This window comes from Bradyrhizobium sp. BLXBL-01 (assembly GCF_051853025.1).
Taxonomy (GTDB): Bacteria; Pseudomonadota; Alphaproteobacteria; order Rhizobiales; family Xanthobacteraceae; genus Bradyrhizobium.
This window is the reverse complement of sequence record NZ_CP182471.1, coordinates 2054577-2075225: the sequence shown is the minus strand read 5'-3', so window position 1 is coordinate 2075225 and position 20649 is coordinate 2054577. Positions and strand designations below refer to the sequence as shown.

General features: G+C 59.3%; 22 protein-coding genes, 1 tRNA gene and 3 pseudogenes. 13 read left to right on the top strand and 13 right to left on the bottom strand.

Annotation, left to right across the window (positions count from 1 at the left end; all coding sequences use genetic code 11):
* Positions 1–26: 26 nt before the first annotated feature.
* From ACNJYA_RS09535 to ACNJYA_RS09510, 6 genes and pseudogenes are all read right to left on the bottom strand, one after another.
* Positions 27–854, bottom strand: a complete 828-nt coding sequence (locus ACNJYA_RS09535; RefSeq protein ID WP_439402637.1) for a hypothetical protein — start codon at positions 852–854, stop codon at positions 27–29.
* Positions 855–1003: 149 nt separating this feature from the next.
* Positions 1004–1164: pseudogene (locus ACNJYA_RS09530) on the bottom strand (DNA polymerase IV); the annotation flags it as partial.
* A 191-nt stretch (positions 1165–1355) separates the two neighbouring features.
* Positions 1356–1796 carry a hypothetical protein gene (locus ACNJYA_RS09525; protein ID WP_439402636.1) on the bottom strand — a complete coding sequence of 147 codons (441 nt, stop codon included), beginning with the start codon at positions 1794–1796 and terminating at the stop codon, positions 1356–1358.
* Positions 1797–2632: 836 nt separating this feature from the next.
* Positions 2633–2830, bottom strand: a complete 198-nt coding sequence (locus ACNJYA_RS09520) for a hypothetical protein (protein ID WP_439402635.1) — start codon at positions 2828–2830, stop codon at positions 2633–2635.
* A gap of 1102 nt (positions 2831–3932) precedes the next feature.
* Positions 3933–4364, bottom strand: a complete 432-nt coding sequence (locus ACNJYA_RS09515) for a PIN domain-containing protein (protein WP_439402634.1) — start codon at positions 4362–4364, stop codon at positions 3933–3935.
* Positions 4361–4663 carry a hypothetical protein gene (locus tag ACNJYA_RS09510; protein WP_439402633.1) on the bottom strand — a complete coding sequence of 101 codons (303 nt, stop codon included), beginning with the start codon at positions 4661–4663 and terminating at the stop codon, positions 4361–4363. Before ACNJYA_RS09510 ends, ACNJYA_RS09515 begins: the two co-directional genes overlap by 4 nt.
* 362 nt (positions 4664–5025) lie before the next feature.
* Here ACNJYA_RS09510 and ACNJYA_RS09505 point away from each other — a divergent pair, with 362 nt between their 5' ends.
* The 3 genes and pseudogenes from ACNJYA_RS09505 to ACNJYA_RS09495 all read left to right on the top strand — a co-directional run.
* Positions 5026–5193, top strand: a complete 168-nt coding sequence (locus tag ACNJYA_RS09505) for a hypothetical protein (protein WP_439402632.1) — start codon at positions 5026–5028, stop codon at positions 5191–5193.
* Between the two features lie 9 nt (positions 5194–5202).
* Complete coding sequence (locus ACNJYA_RS09500) at positions 5203–6141, top strand: recombinase family protein (RefSeq protein ID WP_439402631.1); 939 nt, start codon at positions 5203–5205, stop codon at positions 6139–6141.
* Between the two features lie 32 nt (positions 6142–6173).
* Positions 6174–6227, top strand: a pseudogene (locus ACNJYA_RS09495) (hypothetical protein); the annotation flags it as partial.
* 81 nt (positions 6228–6308) lie between these two features.
* Here ACNJYA_RS09495 and ACNJYA_RS09490 read toward each other — a convergent pair.
* Both ACNJYA_RS09490 and ACNJYA_RS09485 read right to left on the bottom strand, forming a co-directional pair.
* Positions 6309–6686: a hypothetical protein gene (locus ACNJYA_RS09490; protein ID WP_439402630.1), complete on the bottom strand. Its 378-nt coding sequence runs from the start codon at positions 6684–6686 to the stop codon at positions 6309–6311.
* Positions 6687–6813: 127 nt separating this feature from the next.
* A tRNA-Met gene (locus tag ACNJYA_RS09485) sits at positions 6814–6890 on the bottom strand.
* Positions 6891–7052: 162 nt separating this feature from the next.
* On the opposite strand from ACNJYA_RS09485, the gene ACNJYA_RS09480 reads away from it, so the two are divergent.
* Complete coding sequence (locus ACNJYA_RS09480) at positions 7053–8492, top strand: DUF6035 family protein (protein WP_439402629.1); 1440 nt, start codon at positions 7053–7055, stop codon at positions 8490–8492.
* 138 nt (positions 8493–8630) lie between these two features.
* Positions 8631–9251, top strand: a complete 621-nt coding sequence (locus tag ACNJYA_RS09475) for a S8 family serine peptidase (RefSeq protein WP_439403412.1) — start codon at positions 8631–8633, stop codon at positions 9249–9251.
* 51 nt (positions 9252–9302) lie between these two features.
* Here the strand turns inward: ACNJYA_RS09475 and ACNJYA_RS09470 are convergent, their stop codons facing one another.
* Positions 9303–10829: a M6 family metalloprotease domain-containing protein gene (locus ACNJYA_RS09470; protein ID WP_439402628.1), complete on the bottom strand. Its 1527-nt coding sequence runs from the start codon at positions 10827–10829 to the stop codon at positions 9303–9305.
* 97 nt (positions 10830–10926) lie between these two features.
* Here ACNJYA_RS09470 and ACNJYA_RS09465 point away from each other — a divergent pair, with 97 nt between their 5' ends.
* Complete coding sequence (locus ACNJYA_RS09465; protein WP_439402627.1) at positions 10927–11358, top strand: hypothetical protein; 432 nt, start codon at positions 10927–10929, stop codon at positions 11356–11358.
* A 4-nt stretch (positions 11359–11362) separates the two neighbouring features.
* Here the strand turns inward: ACNJYA_RS09465 and ACNJYA_RS09460 are convergent, their stop codons facing one another.
* The gene (locus ACNJYA_RS09460; RefSeq protein ID WP_439402626.1) at positions 11363–12238 is read right to left on the bottom strand and encodes a hypothetical protein; all 876 of its coding nucleotides are present in this window, start codon (positions 12236–12238) and stop codon (positions 11363–11365) included.
* 404 nt (positions 12239–12642) lie between these two features.
* Here ACNJYA_RS09460 and ACNJYA_RS09455 point away from each other — a divergent pair, with 404 nt between their 5' ends.
* The 4 genes and pseudogenes from ACNJYA_RS09455 to ACNJYA_RS09440 all read left to right on the top strand — a co-directional run.
* Positions 12643–13560: a hypothetical protein gene (locus ACNJYA_RS09455; protein ID WP_439402625.1), complete on the top strand. Its 918-nt coding sequence runs from the start codon at positions 12643–12645 to the stop codon at positions 13558–13560.
* A gap of 42 nt (positions 13561–13602) precedes the next feature.
* Positions 13603–13857, top strand: a complete 255-nt coding sequence (locus ACNJYA_RS09450; RefSeq protein ID WP_439402624.1) for a hypothetical protein — start codon at positions 13603–13605, stop codon at positions 13855–13857.
* A 21-nt stretch (positions 13858–13878) separates the two neighbouring features.
* Positions 13879–14142, top strand: coding sequence for a hypothetical protein (locus tag ACNJYA_RS09445; RefSeq protein ID WP_439402623.1), 264 nt, complete (start codon positions 13879–13881; stop codon positions 14140–14142).
* Between the two features lie 15 nt (positions 14143–14157).
* A pseudogene (locus ACNJYA_RS09440) lies at positions 14158–15060 on the top strand (hypothetical protein); the annotation flags it as partial.
* A gap of 116 nt (positions 15061–15176) precedes the next feature.
* On the opposite strand, the gene ACNJYA_RS09435 reads toward ACNJYA_RS09440, so the two are convergent.
* From ACNJYA_RS09435 to ACNJYA_RS09425, 3 genes are read right to left on the bottom strand one after another with little or no spacing between them, the layout of a single operon-like run.
* A complete protein-coding gene (locus ACNJYA_RS09435; protein ID WP_439403534.1) occupies positions 15177–15365 on the bottom strand; it encodes a hypothetical protein in 189 nt (62 codons plus the stop codon).
* A gap of 22 nt (positions 15366–15387) precedes the next feature.
* A complete protein-coding gene (locus ACNJYA_RS09430) occupies positions 15388–15990 on the bottom strand; it encodes a hypothetical protein (RefSeq protein ID WP_439402622.1) in 603 nt (200 codons plus the stop codon).
* A 6-nt stretch (positions 15991–15996) separates the two neighbouring features.
* Complete coding sequence (locus tag ACNJYA_RS09425; RefSeq protein ID WP_439402621.1) at positions 15997–16413, bottom strand: I78 family peptidase inhibitor; 417 nt, start codon at positions 16411–16413, stop codon at positions 15997–15999.
* A 490-nt stretch (positions 16414–16903) separates the two neighbouring features.
* Between ACNJYA_RS09425 and ACNJYA_RS09420 the strand changes: the two genes are divergently transcribed.
* From ACNJYA_RS09420 to ACNJYA_RS09410, 3 genes are all read left to right on the top strand, one after another.
* Positions 16904–17938, top strand: coding sequence for a trypsin-like serine protease (locus ACNJYA_RS09420; RefSeq protein ID WP_439402620.1), 1035 nt, complete (start codon positions 16904–16906; stop codon positions 17936–17938).
* 81 nt (positions 17939–18019) lie between these two features.
* The gene (locus tag ACNJYA_RS09415; RefSeq protein WP_439402619.1) at positions 18020–18532 is read left to right on the top strand and encodes a hypothetical protein; all 513 of its coding nucleotides are present in this window, start codon (positions 18020–18022) and stop codon (positions 18530–18532) included.
* Positions 18533–18594: 62 nt separating this feature from the next.
* The gene (locus ACNJYA_RS09410) at positions 18595–20619 is read left to right on the top strand and encodes a multicopper oxidase family protein (RefSeq protein WP_439402618.1); all 2025 of its coding nucleotides are present in this window, start codon (positions 18595–18597) and stop codon (positions 20617–20619) included.
* Positions 20620–20649 lie beyond the last annotated feature (30 nt).

The window sequence follows — 20649 nt, the reverse complement described above, 5'->3', positions numbered from 1 at the left end:
GGAAACTTACCTCGGCGGCGGTCAGGTCAACTGGTTTTCGTTACCTTCTGCAGATTCTCGCAGCACTTCTCGCTGAAATATTTGCCGAGCCTTTCGATGACCGCCTTGAGCGCATTGAGGTGGCTGATCGCTGTGGCGTCGAATTCCTTCTCGACTGCGAGGGCTGCGTCTTTCTGCCCCTCACCAACAAGCGGGGTGGCGCAATAGGGACAATTGTCGCCCAGCTTTAGGTACTCGTTGCCTTTGATCTGCCAGCTGATCCACTTGGACGGCTCCTGGCTTTTGATAAAAGTCTCGAAGGGCTTCAGTGCCTCAGGAATATTTTCGGTCTTATTACCGGTGCCGAACGCTTTATGAATCTTGCTGTTCTTCGGAATGTTGCCGGGCTTCGATTTGCCGAACGCATCCCGCAATTCCTTGAAATCGGAAATGGTCTGCTCGATTTCTGTATTGTTGGTGAGCGTCTGCTTCACGCCAGCCAGCAGAACGTCAATGGCATCCATAGCAGCGACATAGTCGGGCGTTTTAATGAAGATGTCGAAGCTGTTCTTGAGGACTTCGTCTTTCTGGAAAACGAACTGCTGGACGTAATCCTCATCGAAGACAAGGGCGGAAGCTAGACCGTCAATACCCTGCACAGACGGCGGCGGTGCATCCGCCTTGCCTCGGCTTTTGAAGGGCATGAGGTCACCGAGGGTACCATCTCCGCGAATTTGGCTGACAACGGCCTTTGCCAAGGTACTTTTGCCAAGGCCGTTTGGCCCGTATTTGATGTTGAGCGTACCTTTCAGCACGTTGATTTCGGCACGATCCACGCTGTTACAGTTAGTGATGACAATAGTTAGCTGGGTCATGCCAACGTGCTCCGGTTCCAGAGAGGAAGGACTATGAACCAAAAGCTCCGACTTGCGCGCAGCAGGTAAACTCAATCCCCAAGAAAACTCAAAGTTATCGGCGGAGTTGGCGGGGTCTGGGACGACTTCGGCAGTTTAGCCGGCGCCGCCGCTGTAACCGAAGACATAGCAGATCGTACCTCGAACTTACGGGCTTCATAGCTCGCAGCGGCTATGACGCCGAGCTCGGCCGAACCGCCTGTTGCGAGCGGTTTTCCGCGCAGGTCCGGAATATCCCGTTGCTCGACAGAGCACGTAGAAAGGCATCCATGTCGATGTGGATGACTTTGCGCTGGCAGGCCCGAAAACGACGCGCCGATCAGGCTGGGTGCGTGCCGCGCTCAGTCCGGGAATTACCCTTGATAGTGCGCAGTCTTGTCGAAGGCGCTGGGAGTCCATCGAACGAGTGTCTTTAGGTGCTCCGCTGCTCGATGACGTCAGCGTCTAATCGGGCATTCTTCCTTATCGGGCCGTCAGCAGACGACAGGCGAGCTCGCGCCCGACCCAGCGCATCGAGAAGGTGTCGGAGACCTCGAACCAGCTGCCGTCGTTGCCGATGCCATGATTGGCGCCCATACAGGAGCACTGGCATTCGTGCCCGTGTGCTTCCTGGCACGCCCGCGCGCAGATCTCCTGTTCGCGGTAAGGCTGGATGATATAGACTTTGCCGTAGCGCTGCAGTGCCCGATCGACGAAGTCGTTGAACCAGGATTTCGGCAGCCCCCAATAGGCCTCTGTACCGCCGATCCACTCAGGCGGCGTTCGTCGCCCGTTCTGTAGCCATTGCCGGTTGTCGGCAGCAAATGGCAACCGCGCCCGAAGCCATTCGCCACGCCCAGTTCGGCGCAGCACAACAGGAATCGGCTTCTGCTTCCAGACATAGTTGAGGTCGAGCCACGCCATAGGAACCTACCTCGAATCATGGGCGATCGCCCGAATTGCCGGCATCATACTCGATCCCACTCTTCGATCGTCCGCGTAAAGAGCGGCGTGGCGGGCTTCTTATCCACGCGAGGACCGGAATTTTCGCAATCTCAGCGTCGACAAAGCAGCACGCGACCGGTAGGAACCAGCTGAAGAAGGTAGTCGAAACCGCAACATTGGCGGTGAGAGCCGTGAACCCGGCCTTTTGGGCTTGCAAGAATAGAGCGCAGTCCTGAAGCGCTCGGAGCTTGTCGTCTAGCCTTGCAGCCGGCAGAGCATGCCCGAGAGGAGCGCGGCGCGGCCAGCGATGTCCGCATCTGAAAATCCGGTGAAGCGGCATGCTGGCGATCAAGGCGCCCATCTGCTTGATGGCCAGGTCCCGGGATGCCTGCGATCCAGCACGCCGACCCTATGCATCAATTCCTGGATGGCGACAGTTGAATGGTTGGGGTGCCGGAGCTCCAATAGGTCAGCGGCGACACGCGGCGCGCGTCCCTGCAGGCCATTGATGTAGACGCAGGTATCAAGCAGAAGCTCCTGTCCGGCCTCAGGTCGATCGCCAAGGAACGGGAGTTCGCGGTCAGAGCGCCTCGCCAAGGTCGTGCCGAGATCGAACCGCGCCCAGCGAAGCGCAGCCGCGAAGTCAAATTCCGCCACCTCAGAAGCCGAGCTTGAGGTCGGGGTCGACCGACCCCATCGTCTTCAGGAACGTCTCGCTGAACTTGTCTGCTTCGCCCGCTGGATCAGCTCCGGGCTCGTGCGCCCTGCGATCCGCGCCCGTTTCTCTCCGAGGAGTCCGCGGTCGCTGTCTCGCGTCAGCCTTCGCCGGATCTGGAGAAGAGCAGCGTTGGCGGCGTTGCGCGTGGCCCCGGCGGTCGTCCGTGACTTGCTCCAGGCCTGCTCCTGAGATCGTACCTCTGGGCCAGATCAAGCAAGCGCAGCCGGGTGAACGGGTCCGCCTTCTCGGCCAGATCGCGCGCCCACTGCGCGAAGCCTTTGTAGAACTCTTCCACGACGCCACCCCGCAACATCATTGAAAGCTGAAGTTCAATGCGGCACGCGCTTCGCGTCAAGTGATCTGACGCAGCCGGAAAACTTTCGCCGATCCGTTTGTGTTCGCAAGGCGCATGGAACTAAGCTGCCTCTGCAGGGGAAATCCGATGACGGCGCTCTACTCGAGCCGGAAGCTGTGCCCGACGTGCGCCAAGCCCATGACGGCCATGCCCGACGATGTTGGCGAACGGCGGCAGCGCTACGTCTGTCTCGCCTGTCAGGACGATCCGCTGCGCGATCCCGCAGCCCGCAAGTGGGCGGACAGCCCCTGCGGCCTCCGGCCAAGTAGCCTCGAACGAAATCTGCATCGGTATCCAGGCGAGCTCCAAGGCCGATTGTCGGAGTCGTTGCTCGTAAGGACTCCTCCTTTTTGCCGAATTTATACTGCAACCCATGCGCGACGCAAAACCTCGTTGCACTCGCCACTTGGATTGCCTACAGAAGGGGCAGGGAGCTGGAAAATGAATGACAACGCGCCTTCAGCGCGAAGCGATTTGCAGGGACTTAGGTTGATCCGCGCTTTTTTCCGGATACGCGATCAACGGGCCAGAGACCAACTTGTCGAACAAGTCGAAAGGCTCGCCGCGGGCGGGTCGGTTTCGGGCCCGTCTGGTTCACCTGATTTCGCGGAGCACCGGCGGCCCCTCTCAGTTAGTCTCTGCGCGGCTCCTTCGTCCCCGACCCCAAATGCCGCGTTCCAGTGCCATTCCCGTCTGCCCTCGTTTGCAAGAAGCCGATGACCTTGTCCGCAAGTCGTGATGGTAAGGGAGCCCCGATGTGGCGCTGCTTCAAATGCGAATCTGTCGGCTAATCCTGCTCTGATCCAGCGCCGCGAGAGGGCTGGATTTGGGGCTCGGCCTCGCGAGAGCTAACACATCGCGCCGACGTCCGGTGTTCCGGTTCGAGGACGAGCAGCGGGACTACGGATTACGTCGGATTGCAACTAGCGGATCCGACAGTGACGATTGTGCATCCCGCGGCACGATTTCGAGTGCCGCCTCTCTACTCGATAGGGTTCGGCCCATTTTGCCCCTCGCATATGCTATTCAGTTTGTGGCCGCATTACATCGATCCGCGGATCGGATTAATGACCCGGATTCCAGCAAAATTTTTCTCGTTGTCCGTTACCACGACACACTCGTTTGCGCCGGCGACGGCGGCGATGACCATATCGAGCCGACTGCGTGGTCGGCCGGCGGCGCTGCCTTCCGCCATCAACCCCGCCCAGATGAGGCCCGCTTTCTCGTCGAACGGCAGGATGCGGCCCGCGAACAAAGCTTGAGGCCCCTCTGGACCTGAGAACCAGGCGTCAAGCGCTGCTCGTCTCTTGCCGTTCGGCTTCTCCAGGATGCCGCGACGGATTTCGGCGAGGGTCAGCGAGGTGATGAACAAATGGTCGTCGCGCTGGGCCGCCATCCAAGCCAGGAGGGCTTCCGACGGCTGCGGCTTGCCGACATTGCTGATGATGTTGGTGTCGAGAAGATAGCGCGTCACAGATCGACCTTGCGCCCTTCTTCACGTGGACGAGTTACGTCGAGATCGGCGCCAACGAGCGGCGAGCGACGTAACGCGGTGAGGATGCCACCAGGCTTCGATGGCTCGCCAGAAACGGCTTGTTGCACAGTGCGTCGGAGATGCCCAGCTTCTGGCCCTTCCTCGGTCAACTTACGTGCAAGCGTTCTGATTAGGTCGCGGTCGGCCTTGAGGGCTTGGAGCTCAAACCGCACGATGCCCCGCTTAGTCAGCCGAGATCGGTAATTTTCGATCGCCCGTTTTTGCGCGTTATTGCTCACCGACTGGCTCCATGATATATCTGGTTATATAGCCGAATCCAGGATTTGCCGCAACAGATTGTCCCGGTATGACGTCGGCAGCGGTGATATAAGGGCGGTGCGTTGTCCGACGTGGGGATCAACAAGATTGCATCTCGCAGAGCTGATCACGAAAATATTTTTCGTGCGCTGGACTTCGCCAACTCCCGATCCGCTACGCTTCCGATCTCGATTCAGCGCCGCAGCACGCCACAATACATTGATATCAAACGTTATTTTTTCTTGCGTTGCCTTCCCAACTTGCCATCTTTGTCAAGACGCGGAGCGATCCGCGCAACGACAAGGACACCGCGGTGGTGCGACCGAGAGGAACAACAGACGAAGTGCTTCGTGTGGTCGCCGATGCGGAGCCCGGCCCCTCGGCTGCGACCGCCGGATCGAAGCCCGATCCGCGCATCGTCAATTTGGTGCGCCTGCTGGCTCGGCACGCCGCGCGGGACTTCATCCAAGCCGAAAAAGACAACCGGCAGCGTGAGCGTCTCCCGGAATAAGGAGGCGTCATGAAAGTCGCGCTCTATGCCCGTTACTCATCAGACAACCAGCGCGACGCTTCGATCGAGGATCAATTGCGGCTCTGGCGGCTGCACGCCGAGAAACAATGTTGGACTGTCGTCGACTGCTATACGGACCGGGCCATCTCTGGCGCATCGCTGCTTCGCCCCGGCATCCAGGAACTGATCAGCGACGCGACCCGGGGGAAGTTCGCAATCGTACTTGCAGAGGCGATGGACCGCCTCAGCCGCGATCAAGAGGACATTGCAGGGCTCTTCAAGCGCATGGCCTTTGCCGACGTGCGGATCGTCACGCTCTCGGAGGGCGACGTCACACATCTCCACGTCGGACTGAAGGGCACGATGAATGCCCTGTTCCTGAAAGACCTGGCGGACAAAACGCGGCGAGGCTTGCGCGGCCGCATCGAGGACGGCAAGTCTGGCGGGGGGCTGTGCTTCGGTTATGACGTCGTTAAGCAGTTCGCTGCCAATGGTGAGCCAATCCGCGGCGATCGCACGATCAACAAGGCCGAAGCGGATGTCGTCCGCCGCATCTTCGCAGATTATCTCTGCGGCAAATCCTCGCGCACGATCGCCTTCGAACTGAACCGCGAGGGTGTGCCCGGACCTGGCGCCGAATGGGGGCCTTCGACCATTCACGGCAATCCAAAGCGCGGCGTTGGCATCCTCAACAACGAACTCTATGTCGGTCGCCTCGTGTGGAACCGGCTTCGCTATCTGAAGGACCCTGATACCGGCAAACGAGTTTCTCGGCTCAACCCCGAATCCGACTGGGTGACCCTGGACGTCCCCGAATTGCGCATCGTCGACCAGAATATCTGGGCCGCTGTGAAGGCGCGTCAACAGACGCTCGCCTACGACCCTCGGCCTCCGGCGAGAACAAGCTCAATGACCGTAGGCGGCCCAGGTATCTCTTCGCCGGCCTAGTGAAATGTGGTCGTTGCGGCGGCGGGTACACGATGATCTCGAAGGACCTGCTCGGCTGCGCGACGACGCGCAACAAGGGGACGTGCAATAATCGCCTGAACATCCGGCGCGATGCGCTGGAGGCATCCATATTGCGCGGTCTCCGGACGCACTTGATGGAGCCCGAGTTATTCAAGGAGTTCTGCGAGGAATTCACCCGTGAAGTCAACCGGCTGCGGATCGAGCGTCGGAAGGATCAGGATGCTTGGCAGAGTGAGCTGGGAAGAGTGGAAAAGCAGATTCGAGGCATCATCACCGCGATCAAAGATGGCATGTATCAACCGTCGATGAAGGTTGAGATGGATGCACTCGAAGCTCGCAAGGCGGAGTTGACCGATCTGCTCGCGAACGCCGAAGAGCCTCCGCCGCTCTTGCACCCGAACATGGCGGAGATCTATCGGCAGCGCATCTCGGCGCTTTATGAAAGCCTGCAGAGCGAAGAGGAGAAAGCCGAGGCGGCGGAGGTGTTCCGTACGTTGGTCGATCAGGTGACGCTCGTGCCCCACGCGGAACAGCTCGCCATCGTGCTGCGCGGTGATCTGGCTGCGATCCTGCGATTTGCGGCAGGCAAGAAGAACCCCGACTTCCTCTCGGAGGCCGGGGCTTTGGATGGCTTGCTATCGCAAGCATCGGTGGTTGCGGGGATAGGATTTGAACCTATGACCTTCAGGTTATGAGCCTGACGAGCTCCCGGGCTGCTCTATCCCGCGAAAAAGAAACTGCCTTGTATAGAGATACTTAATTTGCTTGAAGGAATTTATTCCTTAGAAGTAATGGCGCCGTGCCTCGGCGACCGCAATAAGTGAACAATTCGACCGTCGAATCAGCCAAAGTTCGCTGGTCCATTCGGCTTTCCGCTGGGTATCCCGACGATGGCCCTGACCGACCGCAACGTCACTATCGACGCGCGCGCCTACGCGACGCCGGTGCACACTCCCGAGATTGTCGAGGTCATCGACCTCGTCTCGGGTGAGGTGCAACAGACAAAAGCCTTTATAGAGGCGCATCGCTATGGCGAGCTGGTCGAAGCCCGCGTCGGCATGCGTGAGGCGCTCAAAAACGAACGGCCGCGCCATATCTGCGCGATCTGTGCCACGCCAGTTTACCTCGTTGCGAACATGCATAAGCGCTTCTTCTTTCGCCATAAGACAGAAGATGGTTCATGCCCGGCAAAGACTCGTGGCGAATTAACTGAAGAAGAAATTCGGGCGCGAAAATACCATGGTTTGCGCGAGAGTGAGGCCCACAAGCGGATCAAGCAATTGATCGAACGCAGTTTGCGTGCTGATCCTGCTTTCGAGACTGAAGCGATCGTTCAAGAAAGGCGCTGGGCTTCCACACGCGATCCCAAGGCGTGGCGCAAGCCCGATGTACAAGCGATTTCGGCAGAAGGGCGATTTGCCTTCGAAGCGCAGCTTTCGACCACTTTTCTGGACGTGGTGGTCAGCAGGCGGATGTTCTATCGCGACGAGAGCGCGCATTTGATTTGGGTGTTGGCCCATTTCTCGGAACGCTACCGGCGCATGACAACCGACGATCTGTTGTTTTCAAACAACTCGAACGTCTTCGTCGTCGACGATGAAACCGTGCGCATTTCGGAAGAAACCCGCCACTTCCACCTGCGCTGCCATTATCGCGTACCCTTGTGCGATGCGGGCATCATAACCGACGAATGGCGCGAAGAGATCGTCCCTCTCAGGGCGGTAAAGAAAGAGCTCGACCGCCAACGCGCTTACTACTTCGATTTTGAGACGGAAGAGGGCAAATCTTTCGAGATCCTGAAGCAGAATTTGCGCGATGAGGTGGCGGCCTATTGGGCGCAGAATATGACCAGGAATGCGGAAGGTGATCCAAAGCACCTGGATCGCTGGCTCGCAATCAAGGAGCGACTAGCGGTGCACGACGTCGCTGTTCCCGATTATCCCGCACGGGATGGCAGCTTCAGGAACATGATGCATGCTGTCTTGAGCGGACTGAAGGGTCACGCGGTCGGATGGCAATTCGATACGTTGGTTCAATGTGCGCATCAAATTGCCGAGAGGCACCCCGAGAATCTGCTGGCGTTCGGCTTTGCGATCCAGGTCGGCGGACACGAGGCATTGCTGGAGAGCCAAGATCTCACGGGAAAATGGAAGCGGCGACGCGAGGTGATGCGCGCCCAATTACGGCAGCGTGCCCGAAAATACGTGCCGTCAACGGCATGCATGCCTGCACTCTTATTCCTCTTTCCTGAAGTCGGCGCGCGTGTGAGCGCGTTCGTGCAACGCAATGGCTTGTCCGTCGAGCCTGCAAATGACATAGCGGATATCTGATGCTAGAGCATGACCTCAGCGCCCTGCCTGTCACCAAGCCCGTCCGGCTTCATAACGTCATAGAGGGAAAGATCTGAACATCAAGCCGCTGTATCCCGCTTTCTTCGGCGGGCAGCTTGGCGCCTCCAGGACCAAGCCATTACGGTCGCCGCGCACGGACCGGATGGGCGCCGGGCGAATTTCTCGAATTTCTCTCCGGAGTACGTCGATATTGCCGCGCCCGGCTGTGCCATCGATCAGACTTCCCGACAAGGCGCGAGCGTCAAGAACTTCGGCACCTCGGTAGCGGCCGCTTTCGTGTCGTTCACCGCGGCTCTGATACGGTCGCTCGGGGAGGAAAACCCGAACGCGATAAAGAATCGGCTCATCGCATCGTCACGGTATGTACCGAAACTAGACGGGCTCGTCGCCGCAGCCGGCATTCTCGACCCTGTGAAGGCGGTCAGCGTCTACGAGGACGTCGTCGAAAAGTCCGACAAGGGAGCGGCGTGGCTGACTGGACGGTGGAAGAGACCGAATTTCGTCAACCTCTGCTCCGACAGAGACGAGCTCGAAGCGAATCGAATTCGCAAGATCACGGTCCTGCCGCAGGACCCATCGCGTCTTCGGGTGCTCTACGAGAACGACGATCACCGGGTGAGACCGTTCTTCTGTTCGCCCGCGGGAACTGGGATCGTGATCGACCAAATCACTGGCGGCACTGCGACCGTTCCGTGGAGCGAATTGTTCGATTTCGTTCCCGGCATGAGGTTGACGTAGGCCCCTTGCTGAATGGAAGCCCCCGCCACCGCTAAGTTTGCCCGCCGGTCTCTAGTTCCGGCAGGAGCCGGCCCCGACGTGGACGTCGAATGATGCGGCCGCCGCCGTCAGGCTGATGTTGCAGATGGCGATCTTACCGGTGCTCGCGGGCTTGCTGCCATTGTCGAAAGCGGTGTTGTTCGAAGTACCCGGATATGGGTCGCCGGCATCACCTCGGTTGAACTGTTTTATGTCTTCGAGCTGGAGCAATCCATCAGCCTGGATGACCGCGACGCCTTCGTTGCTGGGATCGTTGTTGACGGTGTTGTTGAGCAAGCCGACTTGGGTCACCGCGTTGTTGATCCGCCATATGACGACGCCGGGGCCCGTCAAGGAATCGTCGAAGCCCTTCTTCGTCCGGTACTCGAGGAGATAGTAGACGTCGTTGGAAACGTTAATCCGCAACGCGTCCGGGAAGTCCTCGACCGGCCGAAGCGTCGCATGCGTCATGTCCTCAGTCAGCACGAGCGGCGATACCCACCCGAGAAACGCCTTCGACCACACCGACATATGCGACGGCCGCTCCGGCGTCTTGTTGTCGCCTCCCCAGGAGCCCGCTCCCATGAGGTCCCAGGTGCCCACGCCTTGCGATTTGGCCGACCTGCCGGTGTTGTAGAGATCGGGAAGACCGAACGCATGCCCGAACTCGTGAGCGAACACGCCGATCTCGATCATGCGTTTTCCGTCGCAATCCAGCGCGGGCATGATGACGTAATCGTCTATCCTGATACGGCGACCATCCTTCGCCTTCGCTTTCGTCTCGTAATCCTTGCCGTTCAGATCCGTGAGCCTGAAACGGTGTGACCAGATGTTGTTATTGACCTGGCCGTCAGGGGCACCACACTCGCCTCCCCGCCCCGGATGGACGAACGCGACGAAGTCGACGTAACCGTCGTCATCGTCGGAGTTCGGCACGCCATCGGGTCCATCGTTGTCGTACTTCGAGAAATCGAGATTCTTTTCGGCTGCGGTAAGTGCTGCGACGAGCAGTTCGCCGAGCTTTGCGGTCGAGCACATGCCATTGCAAGGGATCCTCTTCGTGATACCACCCTGCTGCTGCTCCTGCACGACGCCCTCATAGTAGGAACCCGGCTTGCTGGCTTTCCACCAAGGAAGCACCTGTCCTTCCACCGAAAACTGCCCGTACGAGATCTGCTTGTAGTAATCCGACATAGTGCCGGTGGGCCAAGGCCCTTTGAAAAGCTCTTGCTCGAGATTGGAGACTGAATAGGGGTCTTGTGCCGTGTCCTTGTATTTGAGCGCGATCACGGGGATCGACCTGCGGCCTTTGATCAGGGTTCCTCCGCGTTCGTCCGCCGCGTCCACGGTCAATATGCCTGTCTCAACGGCGACACGATTGGCAACGATCGATTTTGTAAGGTTCAGAAAGCCGCGTTTGGTGGTAAACCGACGGAAGCGATCAGCGAATTCCGTGTTGGGATACTCGCCTCCACCGGCGGGCGGCTCTGTAGCCCATGCGGTCGGGACCGAAACGGCCACAACGCAAAGCGTAAAGCTGACGAGGAGAAAATTGCGCATGACAAGCCCATCCGCGCACTATTAAAATGTTGTAGTATAGCTCCAATGCAACCTTAAAAAGATGGCGATGTCAATCGGTTCATCGAGGAGATTTGGCTTGCCCGATCGTCTTCCAAGCTTCGCAGCCATCGCCTTGCTGCTTGCAGCCTCGGTTCCGGCGCACGGTCAGACGTCAGGTCCTATCCGCTCGTCCCAGGTGCTTACCCCTTCGCAAGTAATCCAGAACAAAGACAAACTCTTGAATAGCAATCTCGTAGTCGAGGGCGTCCTCGAGAACGAAGGCACGAACTACTTCACTAATTCGCGGTTGGTCATCAAGCAACCCGGCTCGGACAAATCGGTCGTCGTGCGTTTGAGAACACCGCTCGAAATACAACGGCCACCGAGCGGCCCACAAAGCATCCCGCCTACCCAAGCTGATTATCTAGGCAAGAAGGTGAAAATTCAGGGCGTCTTGAAGGAACAGTTCGTCAGAGGGCTGGGCCGAGCGGTCGTGCTGGAGAGCGCCCAGCCCCCATCGATCGAATAGACCTTCATCGTAAGACGGTCCCCGGGGCAAGCCTGACCGGAGCCTGTTGCTGGAGCATCCTGTTCAAGTTCGGATCTTCGAGAGCGGGATTGCGATAGGGTAGTTGTGGCACGCGTCGCACCCGTGGTTTGCTCGCGACATGGGGGGGCTCCGGCGTTACCTCGCCTTGCTGACCTGACGATGCGTCGGGCTGTAGCTGGGGCTGTCTAACCGGCCTGCTGTCGACGACGCGTACCGGTCCAACGACCCGCACGGCCAACGGGCCTGACGGCGGTGTCGGCTCCGACATCGATACGACGAGATGATGCACACCTTCCCGCTGATAACCGGCGCCGGAATCGACTGTATTGACGATGCTGAAGACGAATCCAAAACGGGACCCGACGCTGGCGATTACGTCTACGTCGACGGTGTAGCTCAGCCCACCGTGGTTCTCGGGCTGGATTTGGTCAAGAGTGGCAGCTATCCAGGCTGCAAGACCGAGATGGGTCTGGGAGGGATCGGGTCCTTGGCATTTGTCGCCATAGATGGCGATGGCTTCCGGAATCGAGACGGCGAAATCGACGTGGCCGGTGTGGGTGAACTTTCCGCTGAGCGACCCACCCGGAAAGATGTTGGGCAGCGTAGGATTCGGAATGGGAACGGTAGCCTTCGCATCTCCAGACAACGTGTCTATCAACGTCATATCTAACGACGTCTTCACCAGCCATTTCGAGAGTTGAAAGTGTGCAAATCGTGGGTCAGTGGCGACGGCCGCGATCTCGCATTGGATGCTCTGCTTGAATGTCTCGATCGTCGCGGCGCCGTGCCGCTCGTCCAATGGCAACAACGCGCAACCGCATAAACCCAGTGCGGCGCACAACGCCAGAACGCTCTTCATCCTGCCCCCCTTGCTTAGCACAAGGATGTCGCAACAACTTATAAATGTAAAGGCCCCGACAACCGCGCTGTTTGGAGATAGCCGTCTTGTTGAGGCTTGAAAGACATGAAGGGCATGCGAGACGAACGACAACGAGCTGTCTCGACGGGCTCTACCCCTCGACGTTGAGGCCAGGGAAACTCCTCGGTCACAACTCATGCGCCAATCTCTTCCATTGAAGAGAGATACGTTTCGCCGGCGACATCATCGATATCGAACTATAGCTAAGCCTTCCGCTTGGCCAACATTATGAGGCCCCTTAAAATACAATTGCAAATTGCCGTAAAAAGACGTAACAATCAGCCAGTCGATACCCTCGCTTTACTGCCAGGCTTTGAATTTCGTTTGCCGGCCCAAGATGCCGTTTGACCACATTAACGTTTGGCCGGGATCGACAATTATTTTCTGACGCGCCAGTTTCAGACGCCTTCGAGGTTCGGACAGAAGCGGCCGCGACGATCGCCTTCGCCCTTCTCTTTCCCACACTCGGCTGCGCGGACTGCCCTGCGGAGTCGCAATGGTTACCAAATACGCCGGCTCCCGCCTTTGATCGCCCGCCGCCACATCCGGAGCCGGATTGCGTCTTCTACAAACCGGCTTGGCACAACTTCCTTTTTGCCGCTCGCCCCGTGAACGGAAATCCAGCGTTCTTATCCTATCCGACGATCGGCGATGTATCCGGGCCTCAGATCGCCCCTCAGTTCGCGGCGAAGAGGCTGAATTTGCTGGCGGTGGCGCCTCGTGGCCTGAAAGGCTCCAACAATTTCGACGTCGCGACGGTGCGAATTCCCGGTCCGAACGATCCGAGCTCGATAAACGCAGGCGTGCGCCAAGCCGGTTTCGCCGGCCTTCTGATTGATCAAGATGGCCAACCGATCTTCTACGCCATTCACATCAATCAGACGTTCGCCGAATTCGTGTCGGCAAAGAAGCTGACGACGAAGGCTGCGGTCCAGAGTGCTGACCCTGAACTCGAACTGTCGAAAGGAGCTGTGGAGCTCAAATCGGCTTGGCGAGTCGTTCCGAAAAACAATCCGCCTGCTGATTACATAACAGTCGCCGAGGCAAGCGTGCCCACGTTGAAACGCGACGGCTCGAAATTGGTTGTCGATGAGACCGCACCACCTCGAACCGAGACTGTCGCTCTGCTCGCACTCCACGTCGTATTCATTCTCGAGGGGCACCCTGAATTCGTCTTGGCCACATTCGAGCACGTCGACGGTAATGGCTTTCGCGATCTCGCTCCGGCGGCCGGCGCTCAGCCATCGGTTGAGAACGGTTGACCTGGCGGGCTCGATGGTCCGATCAGCACGCAGGACTTTGTCTTGTACAAAAGCGGGACTATTGCATCTGCGGCCAATCAATTTCTCACCGAAGCTGCGATGGCAGTCGCATTCGATGAGAAATCCCAGACCTTTACGACGGGCGGGAAGCCAATTCAAACTTCCATCTACCGGATGTTCGCGGGTTCGAAATCTGTTGGGACCGGGACGGACGAGGACGGCGATATCGTAGACCTCAACAAATCCATGACCGCGCTGTTTGCGAAAAGCGCTCCAAACGATGCACGCCGCAATTAGCGGCTCGTCGATGCGATTTGGATGGACAAGCCCGATCAATTCAAGACAAACATGTCGATCGCAAACCCCGCGGGAATGGACACGGACAACCCGGCAGCGATCGGCGCTGGCGAAGACGGACTCTCCAGTTTGGCCATGGAGTCTTTTACGCAGAACAGCTTCGTCAACTGCTTCAGCTGTCACGATACTCAGGCGGTGACGGACAGCAACGGAAACGTGATCTTGCAGGCTAAGAAGCTGAACGTCAGCCACATCTTCTCTAAGTTCGTAGTCGACTCTAAGTGACGCCGGGAGGGGCACATGGGTTTCGACCAAGTGAAAGGAATTCTCGAAGCCGGCATGGCCGCTTGGGTGCAAGCCAAGGGTAGGCCGGCGCAACTGGAAAACCACGGCGCGACTTTCAAATGGGATGCCAAAGAAAACCTTTCTCGCTGCGTCAGGACATGTAAAACGTCTCATTCAACCCGAACTTATCGGGCAAAGCGGAGCAGCCACGAACCTAATAATCGATCTAAGGACAGGTATTGCCGGCCCGGCTTTACGTATGCCCAAGGACGTTGCTCTCCTACGCCGCGGTTATCGGTCTTCCTCAAGTCGTCGTCGGGGCCGGCTAGAGCGGAGACCGGCGCCGTGAGAACGCGACAAAACATCAAATCGTTCTCCCAGGATCCTCAGAAGGTCGCCGCCTTACGAGCCGGGGTCGGCAAGATGAAGGCCCGTTCACAAGCAAATCGGGACGATCCCCTCGGGTGGTACTATTGGTCGGCGGTCCACGGCACGATGGACGCCCCGGGCAATCTAGGAAATCTGTACAACCAGTGCGAACACACTCGAAGACCAATCCACTGCGTCCGAGTACCGTGGCGGAGCATTTCATCTCCTGGCATCGACCGTTTCTCTTTTTCTTCGAGGCGACGCTCAAGCGCGCCGCTCAAGAGAGGCCGGCGCCACGACGGCGTTCGAGCTGCCCTACTGGGGATGACGGCGTGCCGCAGATCTTCACTGAAGGCACGGACGCATCGAATCCACTTAGACATCCTAGGGGCGCGTTGTCCCGGTCTCCGTTCGAATAGAAAGGCCGTGTTGCCGGCGTCGCCGGCGGATTGGCGGAAGTGCTTCTCAGTACCGCTCGAACTTGATCCGCACGGAGCCGTGCACAACCTGGTCGGCGGAGACGTGGGCAATTTCCGGGCGTCGGCCAAAGATCCCGTTTTTTGGGTGCATCATGCCAATATCGACAGGCTCTGGACGGTCTGGACAAAAATGGCGGGGCACACCAATCCGAATGATACCGCTTGGAAAAAAACCTTCACGTACGATCAGGAAGGGCGCTGTCCGGGACGCAGTTGCACCAGCACGAACCTTATCACGTACGGACCATATTCTTCGCTTTCCCATGCGATGTGCTTCGCATCGTTGATTCGTTTGGATCCCATCACGAACAACAGCCGCTCGATATGCGGAAACAGCTCCGCTAAGGCACGCGGATTGGGATGCTTCAAGATCATGAGAACGCCGGACTCTGTCGGTTCACCCTGGAAGTAGTAGCGGGGATCGTTGCTGCCAACGTCCACTGAGAGCGAATTGGGTCGCGAACATATTGCCGAGATTGGCAGGAAAAGGGCGACGGCCTGCAACAGCAATTTTGCCCGGCCCGATCCGCTCGAGCACGTGGATCAGCGGCCGCGTCGGTAAACGGAAGTGTGGCTTCTCCTCCGCTGGCTTCGTAGTTGCAGGTTCTGTCGGCTTTGCGGCCTTGAATAGTTCGGCCAAACCGGCCGCAACGACTCCGATTACAGTTCCGAGCGTCATTCCACCGGCGAAGAGCGCGAGCCGGTCCGCCTCATTGTCGCTGATCTCGAACCTGGTCTGCTTATTTGCCTCATGGAGGCGCTTCAATCCTGCAAGCGATCGACGGTATAGGTCTTTATCGTCCTGATCGATGACGGTGTGATGTGTCCTGCAAAGGCCCAGGCGTGCGCTCGGTCGTGCGTACGACCTCACGGAGGCCGGATTGAACGAGCGGGCAAGATTTAAGGCTGATGCCCTTCGATCAACGTCAGCCGCCCGCACCTTGTTCGAGCTAGAAGGACATATTTCCGGAGCGCGGTCAGCCGATCTGAACTCGATCATCAGATATCATCCGCACCTGAAGCCGACGACAATGTGCTTCTCGTCCAGAAGAACATTGAGCCGATCGCCGCGCACGTCGGCGCTGGTCGGGATGCCCGGTCCGCTCGGTCTCACGGATTTCGCACCAGCGATAAGCCGCGCTTCCTCGGCCAATTCTACTGAAAACGGCTTGCCTATCATGCCGCGGCACGGGTCCGGGTCGCAGGCGGTGCCCGCCTGCGCAGGCACGGCCAACAGCAGCGCAACCAGCAGCGACCCGATCCTTTGACTCAAGGCACACGCTCCCGCCTTCGATTCGCCGTGCGCAATCCTGTTGATACAGCCGAGCAGTGCGGCTAAAGGTTGTGCATTGTCACTTTGGAATTTTTCCATGCAATTGAAAATCGGAAAGCGGTTTTTTGTTGCGGTCGCGCTCGGAACCATTTCATTCGTTCCGGGCAGTATTGCTGTCGTAGCACAGACCGGACTGCGGCCGGTCGATCCGATCACCGATCCCGGCGAATGCGTCGGGCCGGGCTGCCTCAGGGCGCACGACGCCGGGGCAGTAGCGGCGGGCGCGGCGGCACCGGCCCGCTCAGGTAGCGGCCTTGCTCCCGACATCGTGGATAGCGGCACCTGCGTTGGGCCCGGTTGCACGCGGCGCTTGAGCAGCCGGGCCGCTACGAGTGCAGCGTCGCCCGCCGGTGCTGCAGCTTCTCCGCCCCCGGTTGCGGGATCTGCCGACGGAGGCGTGAATGTGATCGTGGTCCCGGCGACCCGGCAGCCTCCCGGTACGATAGGTCCCAACATCATCGTCGTGCCGGGTACGCCGGTCGGCCCTCCACCCGCCCCACCGTCTCCACGATCGAGCGTTGATCCGGATCGGCAATCTGCGTCCGCGACGACGCATGTCGTACCGCAGGGCGCAACGGCCGTGATCATCGCTGACTCGAATGTCGCAGTCTCCCAGCTTGCGCAGCCAGCGCCAGCTCCGGCGGCGATGCCGCAGCACGGAGCCGGTCCGCAGACCTTCGACAGCGGCCTGACCGACTGCGACATTCCATTCGAAGAACTGGCGACGCGCGCAAAGTCCTGCATAGCCGGCCCGACTGCCGCCGGCCGCCGCTGCGAGCAATACTCCCTGTCGCAGTTCACTGAAGTCGTGCAGATGAGCCAGTACAATAGCGCCGCCGGCCGCTGGGATGCGCTGTGCACCGGCACGCTGATTTCGCCGCAATGGGTGCTGACGGCGGCCCATTGCCTGATCGGGGACGATCCCCCGAGCACGCGAGGCGCCGATCAGGGCGCCGACCTGATGATGGGCGTGGACGAACTCGTCCAATTCCGGATCACCGCGGACAACGCCGTCACGCTGACTGCGGCTGAACGCGAGCGCAAGCTGTCGCGCGCGATCGTCTATGGCCGCTATGGCGGCTCCGCCAAGACCAACAATGTCTACTACGCCGATGACCTGGCGCTGCTGCAACTGGCCTCCCCGTACCCTGCGGACCCGGTCGAAACGGCTCGCCTGGCGAGCGCAGGAGGCTTTCTTCCTGACGCGACGATCGCAGGCTACGGTTTCTCGAACGCCGACCAGGGCACTCTCGGTCGCTTCAATCTGACCTGGCCGGTGCCACTGCAGAAAGATGCTGGCGGCCAGTACAAGTTCAAGCCTGGCGCGGGCGACCATCATCAGAGCGCCTTTTGCCAGGGTGATTCCGGCGGGCCGGTGCTGGCAGGGCGCAATCGAGGATGTCGACGGACCGACAAGAGCAGGGAATTTCGTCCACGGTACATCCAGGGCGTCATTTCCTACAACACGCTGGTTCGTCCTGAGTTCGGCAGCCCGGAGATGCAATGGGCGCACGCCTGCATGACTGCGGAATCGATGGCTATGCAGGATGTGACGATCAAGGAGAGGCGAAACTGGATTTGCGAGCGAACCGATCTTGAAGCCGGCGGATGCTGATGCGCGAAAACGACGTCTTGCGGTTGTGCTAGCACAGGGGTATATTGACGATGTTTCAACTCTAAATTTCATGAGCGTGATATGCGTCGACATCTGTTCGCGTCCATTGCGGCGCTCTCTTTGGTGTTGTTGCCGGCCTTGTCGCATTCAGAAGAAAATTCGGCGAGCAGCCTGGCGGGGAAATGGACTTATCGAAGCTTTCACAACAACCCGACGCCGGTCGCGGATGATCCGAACACGGCGGCAGAGAAGGCGCTGGCGCTGATTTTCGCCGAAGCCGTCTTCACCTTCGAGATCCCGACGAGCACCACGTTGAAGGGAGCGATCGAGTGGCCGGGTGGCGGGCTCGATCTGCAAGGCACGGTCAAGCAGGATCCCGCCACGGGAGTGCCCACGGTGGAGATCGTGGGTCTCGGGCGTCCCGGCACTGGCACCGCAAATTGGGAATATGACTATCGCGGCCAGCTCAACTATCGCTGGCCGGCCGGCGTCAACCAGGTGCCTGCGCTCGTCGGCAGCGTCATTCGTGCGAAGCCGCATGATGGGGCCCCAGCAGGCTATGTAGCCTCGTTCATCGCGGTGAAGCGGCCCTAGACGCGACGATCACCGGCTTCAAGGATTGCTCGCACCAGACCGATCATTCGAGGTATCGCGCCATGCCGGCCTGCCTATCATCGCACGCTCTCTTCTCGAAAACGGATTTTGGAAGGACATCTTGCTCCGCCGTCTTGAGCAGGATTTGCAAGGGCGCGTTTCTGCTCGCATTTGCTCAACTCGCCGGCACCGGGATCGCATCGGGGCAGGTCACGGAGCGCATTGCCGTCGACCCCCCGGTTGCCAATATCGAGCGTCTATCGCCGCGTGTCGGTGCGCCGGCGCCGACGGCGGCGGGAGCGCCGTCGCGAGCCGCGCCGGTCGCCGGCGGAGAAGCGGTGATCAACCTGAACATCCAATACACGGACGCCAGGATCTATAATCCGGGGCGCAATCAATACGACTCGGTGAAATTGCGCTCGTATCGCGACGTCCGGGAAGTCGAGGCTCCGAAAGTCCCGTTCGTCGCACCGACGATAGAGATCGACCCCGGCGAGACCGTACGGATCACGCTGAACAACGACAAGCTGCCCGCAGACCCGCGATGCCCGCCGACCGATCCGGACATCAACAATCCGAACTGTTTTAACCGGACCAACCTGCATGCGCACGGTCTGTGGGTCAGCCCCGCCGGCAACAGCGACAACGTGCTGCTGAGTATCAATCAGGGCGTCAGCTTTCAGTACGAGTACAACTTGCCGCCGGATCATCCGGCGGGAACATACTGGTATCATCCGCACAGGCATGGATCGACCGCGCTTCAGGTGTCGAGCGGCATGGCCGGCGCGTTGATCGTCCGGGGCAACCGCCCGCCAGGTCCGGATGGTCATGGCGACATCGATACCTTGCTGCGCAATAGCGATGGAGCAAAGTACCGCGAACGAGTCATCCTGCTGCAGCAGATCCAGTACGCGTGCCGGGATGCCAATGGGCAGATCAAGCAGGATGCCAGCGGTCTCTACATCTGTGCCTCGACGGATGTCGGTGGGATCGAGGGCTATGATCAGTTCGGCCCGACGACGTGGCGGAAGTCCGGCCGTTACACCAGCATCAATGGTGAGGTGATCCCGACCTTTGCCGGCGCCCGTGCCGGTGCGATCGAGCGCTGGCGCGTCGTCCATGCCGGCGTGAGGGATACGGTCAATCTGCAATTCAAGAAGATGCGGGCGAACGCCGATCCCTATGCGTTGATTGCAGCACAACAGCAGGAGGACTGGGTGACGCGCAACTGTCCCGGCAACGATCTGCTGCCGCAATTCGCCTTCGCCGCCGATGGGTTGACGCGTTCGCAGGTCGTCGAGCGCTCCACCAGCACACTTCAGCCGGGCTATCGCGAGGACGTGCTCGTGGTGTTCCCGGAGGCCGGCGAGTATTGTGTGCTCGACGGAGCGGCGCCCGCCACCAGCACCGTGAACAGCCAGGTGAAGAGCCGTCAGTTTCTCGGCAAAGTATCCGTTGCCGCGGGCGTCGCCGTCGCCGATCCCAAGGCGTACGTCCAGGCGCAGCTCGTCGCAGCTGCGGACAGCTTCATGCCCCTGTCCGCGCGCCAGAAGGTGCGCAACGACCTGACGAACGGCCTTCGCCTCGATTCATTCGTCCCGCACGCCGCGATCGCCGATACCGATATCAAGCCACCGCAACGGGAAGCCAAATTCGAGATCGGGGGGGCGGGTTTCCAGATCAACGGCAAGCCTTACAAGCCGGACCGCATTGACCAGTTGCTGCCGCTCGGCGGCATCGAGGAGTGGAAATTATCCACCGTCAATGCGTTCGGACATCCGTTCCACATCCACGTCAATCCGTTTCAGGTCGCCAAGATCATCAAAGACTCCACCGGCCAGGATGTGAGCGTGAGCGGCGATGCCGACGAGCCCCAATATGCCAACCTGAAGGGCGTGTGGAAAGACACGCTGTTCATCCGCCAAGGCTACACCGCCTACGTGTACACCCGCTATCGCCGCTACATCGGAGACTTCGTCTTGCATTGCCATATCCTGGATCACGAGGACCAGGGCATGATGCAGAACGTCCGTATCGGTATTCCCGACGGGACGGGTGGGATCGCGGCGGCACATCACAATCACTAAGCGCGACGAAATGCCAAATGGATTGGAGAA

What these genes read in the sequence shown, in the direction of transcription:
- ACNJYA_RS09425 (WP_439402621.1), bottom strand. Translation starts at nt 16,413, where the DNA reads ATGGTTCCGAGCGCGACCGCAACAAAAAACCGCTTTCCGATTTTCAAT.
- ACNJYA_RS09445 (WP_439402623.1), top strand. Translation starts at nt 13,879, where the DNA reads ATGGACAAGCCCGATCAATTCAAGACAAACATGTCGATCGCAAACCCC.
- ACNJYA_RS09525 (WP_439402636.1), bottom strand. Translation starts at nt 1,796, where the DNA reads ATGGCGTGGCTCGACCTCAACTATGTCTGGAAGCAGAAGCCGATTCCT.
- ACNJYA_RS09430 (WP_439402622.1), bottom strand. Translation starts at nt 15,990, where the DNA reads ATGATCGAGTTCAGATCGGCTGACCGCGCTCCGGAAATATGTCCTTCT.
- ACNJYA_RS09415 (WP_439402619.1), top strand. Translation starts at nt 18,020, where the DNA reads ATGCGTCGACATCTGTTCGCGTCCATTGCGGCGCTCTCTTTGGTGTTG.
- ACNJYA_RS09535 (WP_439402637.1), bottom strand. Translation starts at nt 854, where the DNA reads ATGACCCAGCTAACTATTGTCATCACTAACTGTAACAGCGTGGATCGT.
- ACNJYA_RS09435 (WP_439403534.1), bottom strand. Translation starts at nt 15,365, where the DNA reads ATGATCTTGAAGCATCCCAATCCGCGTGCCTTAGCGGAGCTGTTTCCG.
- ACNJYA_RS09470 (WP_439402628.1), bottom strand. Translation starts at nt 10,829, where the DNA reads ATGCGCAATTTTCTCCTCGTCAGCTTTACGCTTTGCGTTGTGGCCGTT.
- ACNJYA_RS09480 (WP_439402629.1), top strand. Translation starts at nt 7,053, where the DNA reads ATGGCCCTGACCGACCGCAACGTCACTATCGACGCGCGCGCCTACGCG.
- ACNJYA_RS09500 (WP_439402631.1), top strand. Translation starts at nt 5,203, where the DNA reads ATGAAAGTCGCGCTCTATGCCCGTTACTCATCAGACAACCAGCGCGAC.
- ACNJYA_RS09460 (WP_439402626.1), bottom strand. Translation starts at nt 12,238, where the DNA reads ATGAAGAGCGTTCTGGCGTTGTGCGCCGCACTGGGTTTATGCGGTTGC.
- ACNJYA_RS09410 (WP_439402618.1), top strand. Translation starts at nt 18,595, where the DNA reads ATGCCGGCCTGCCTATCATCGCACGCTCTCTTCTCGAAAACGGATTTT.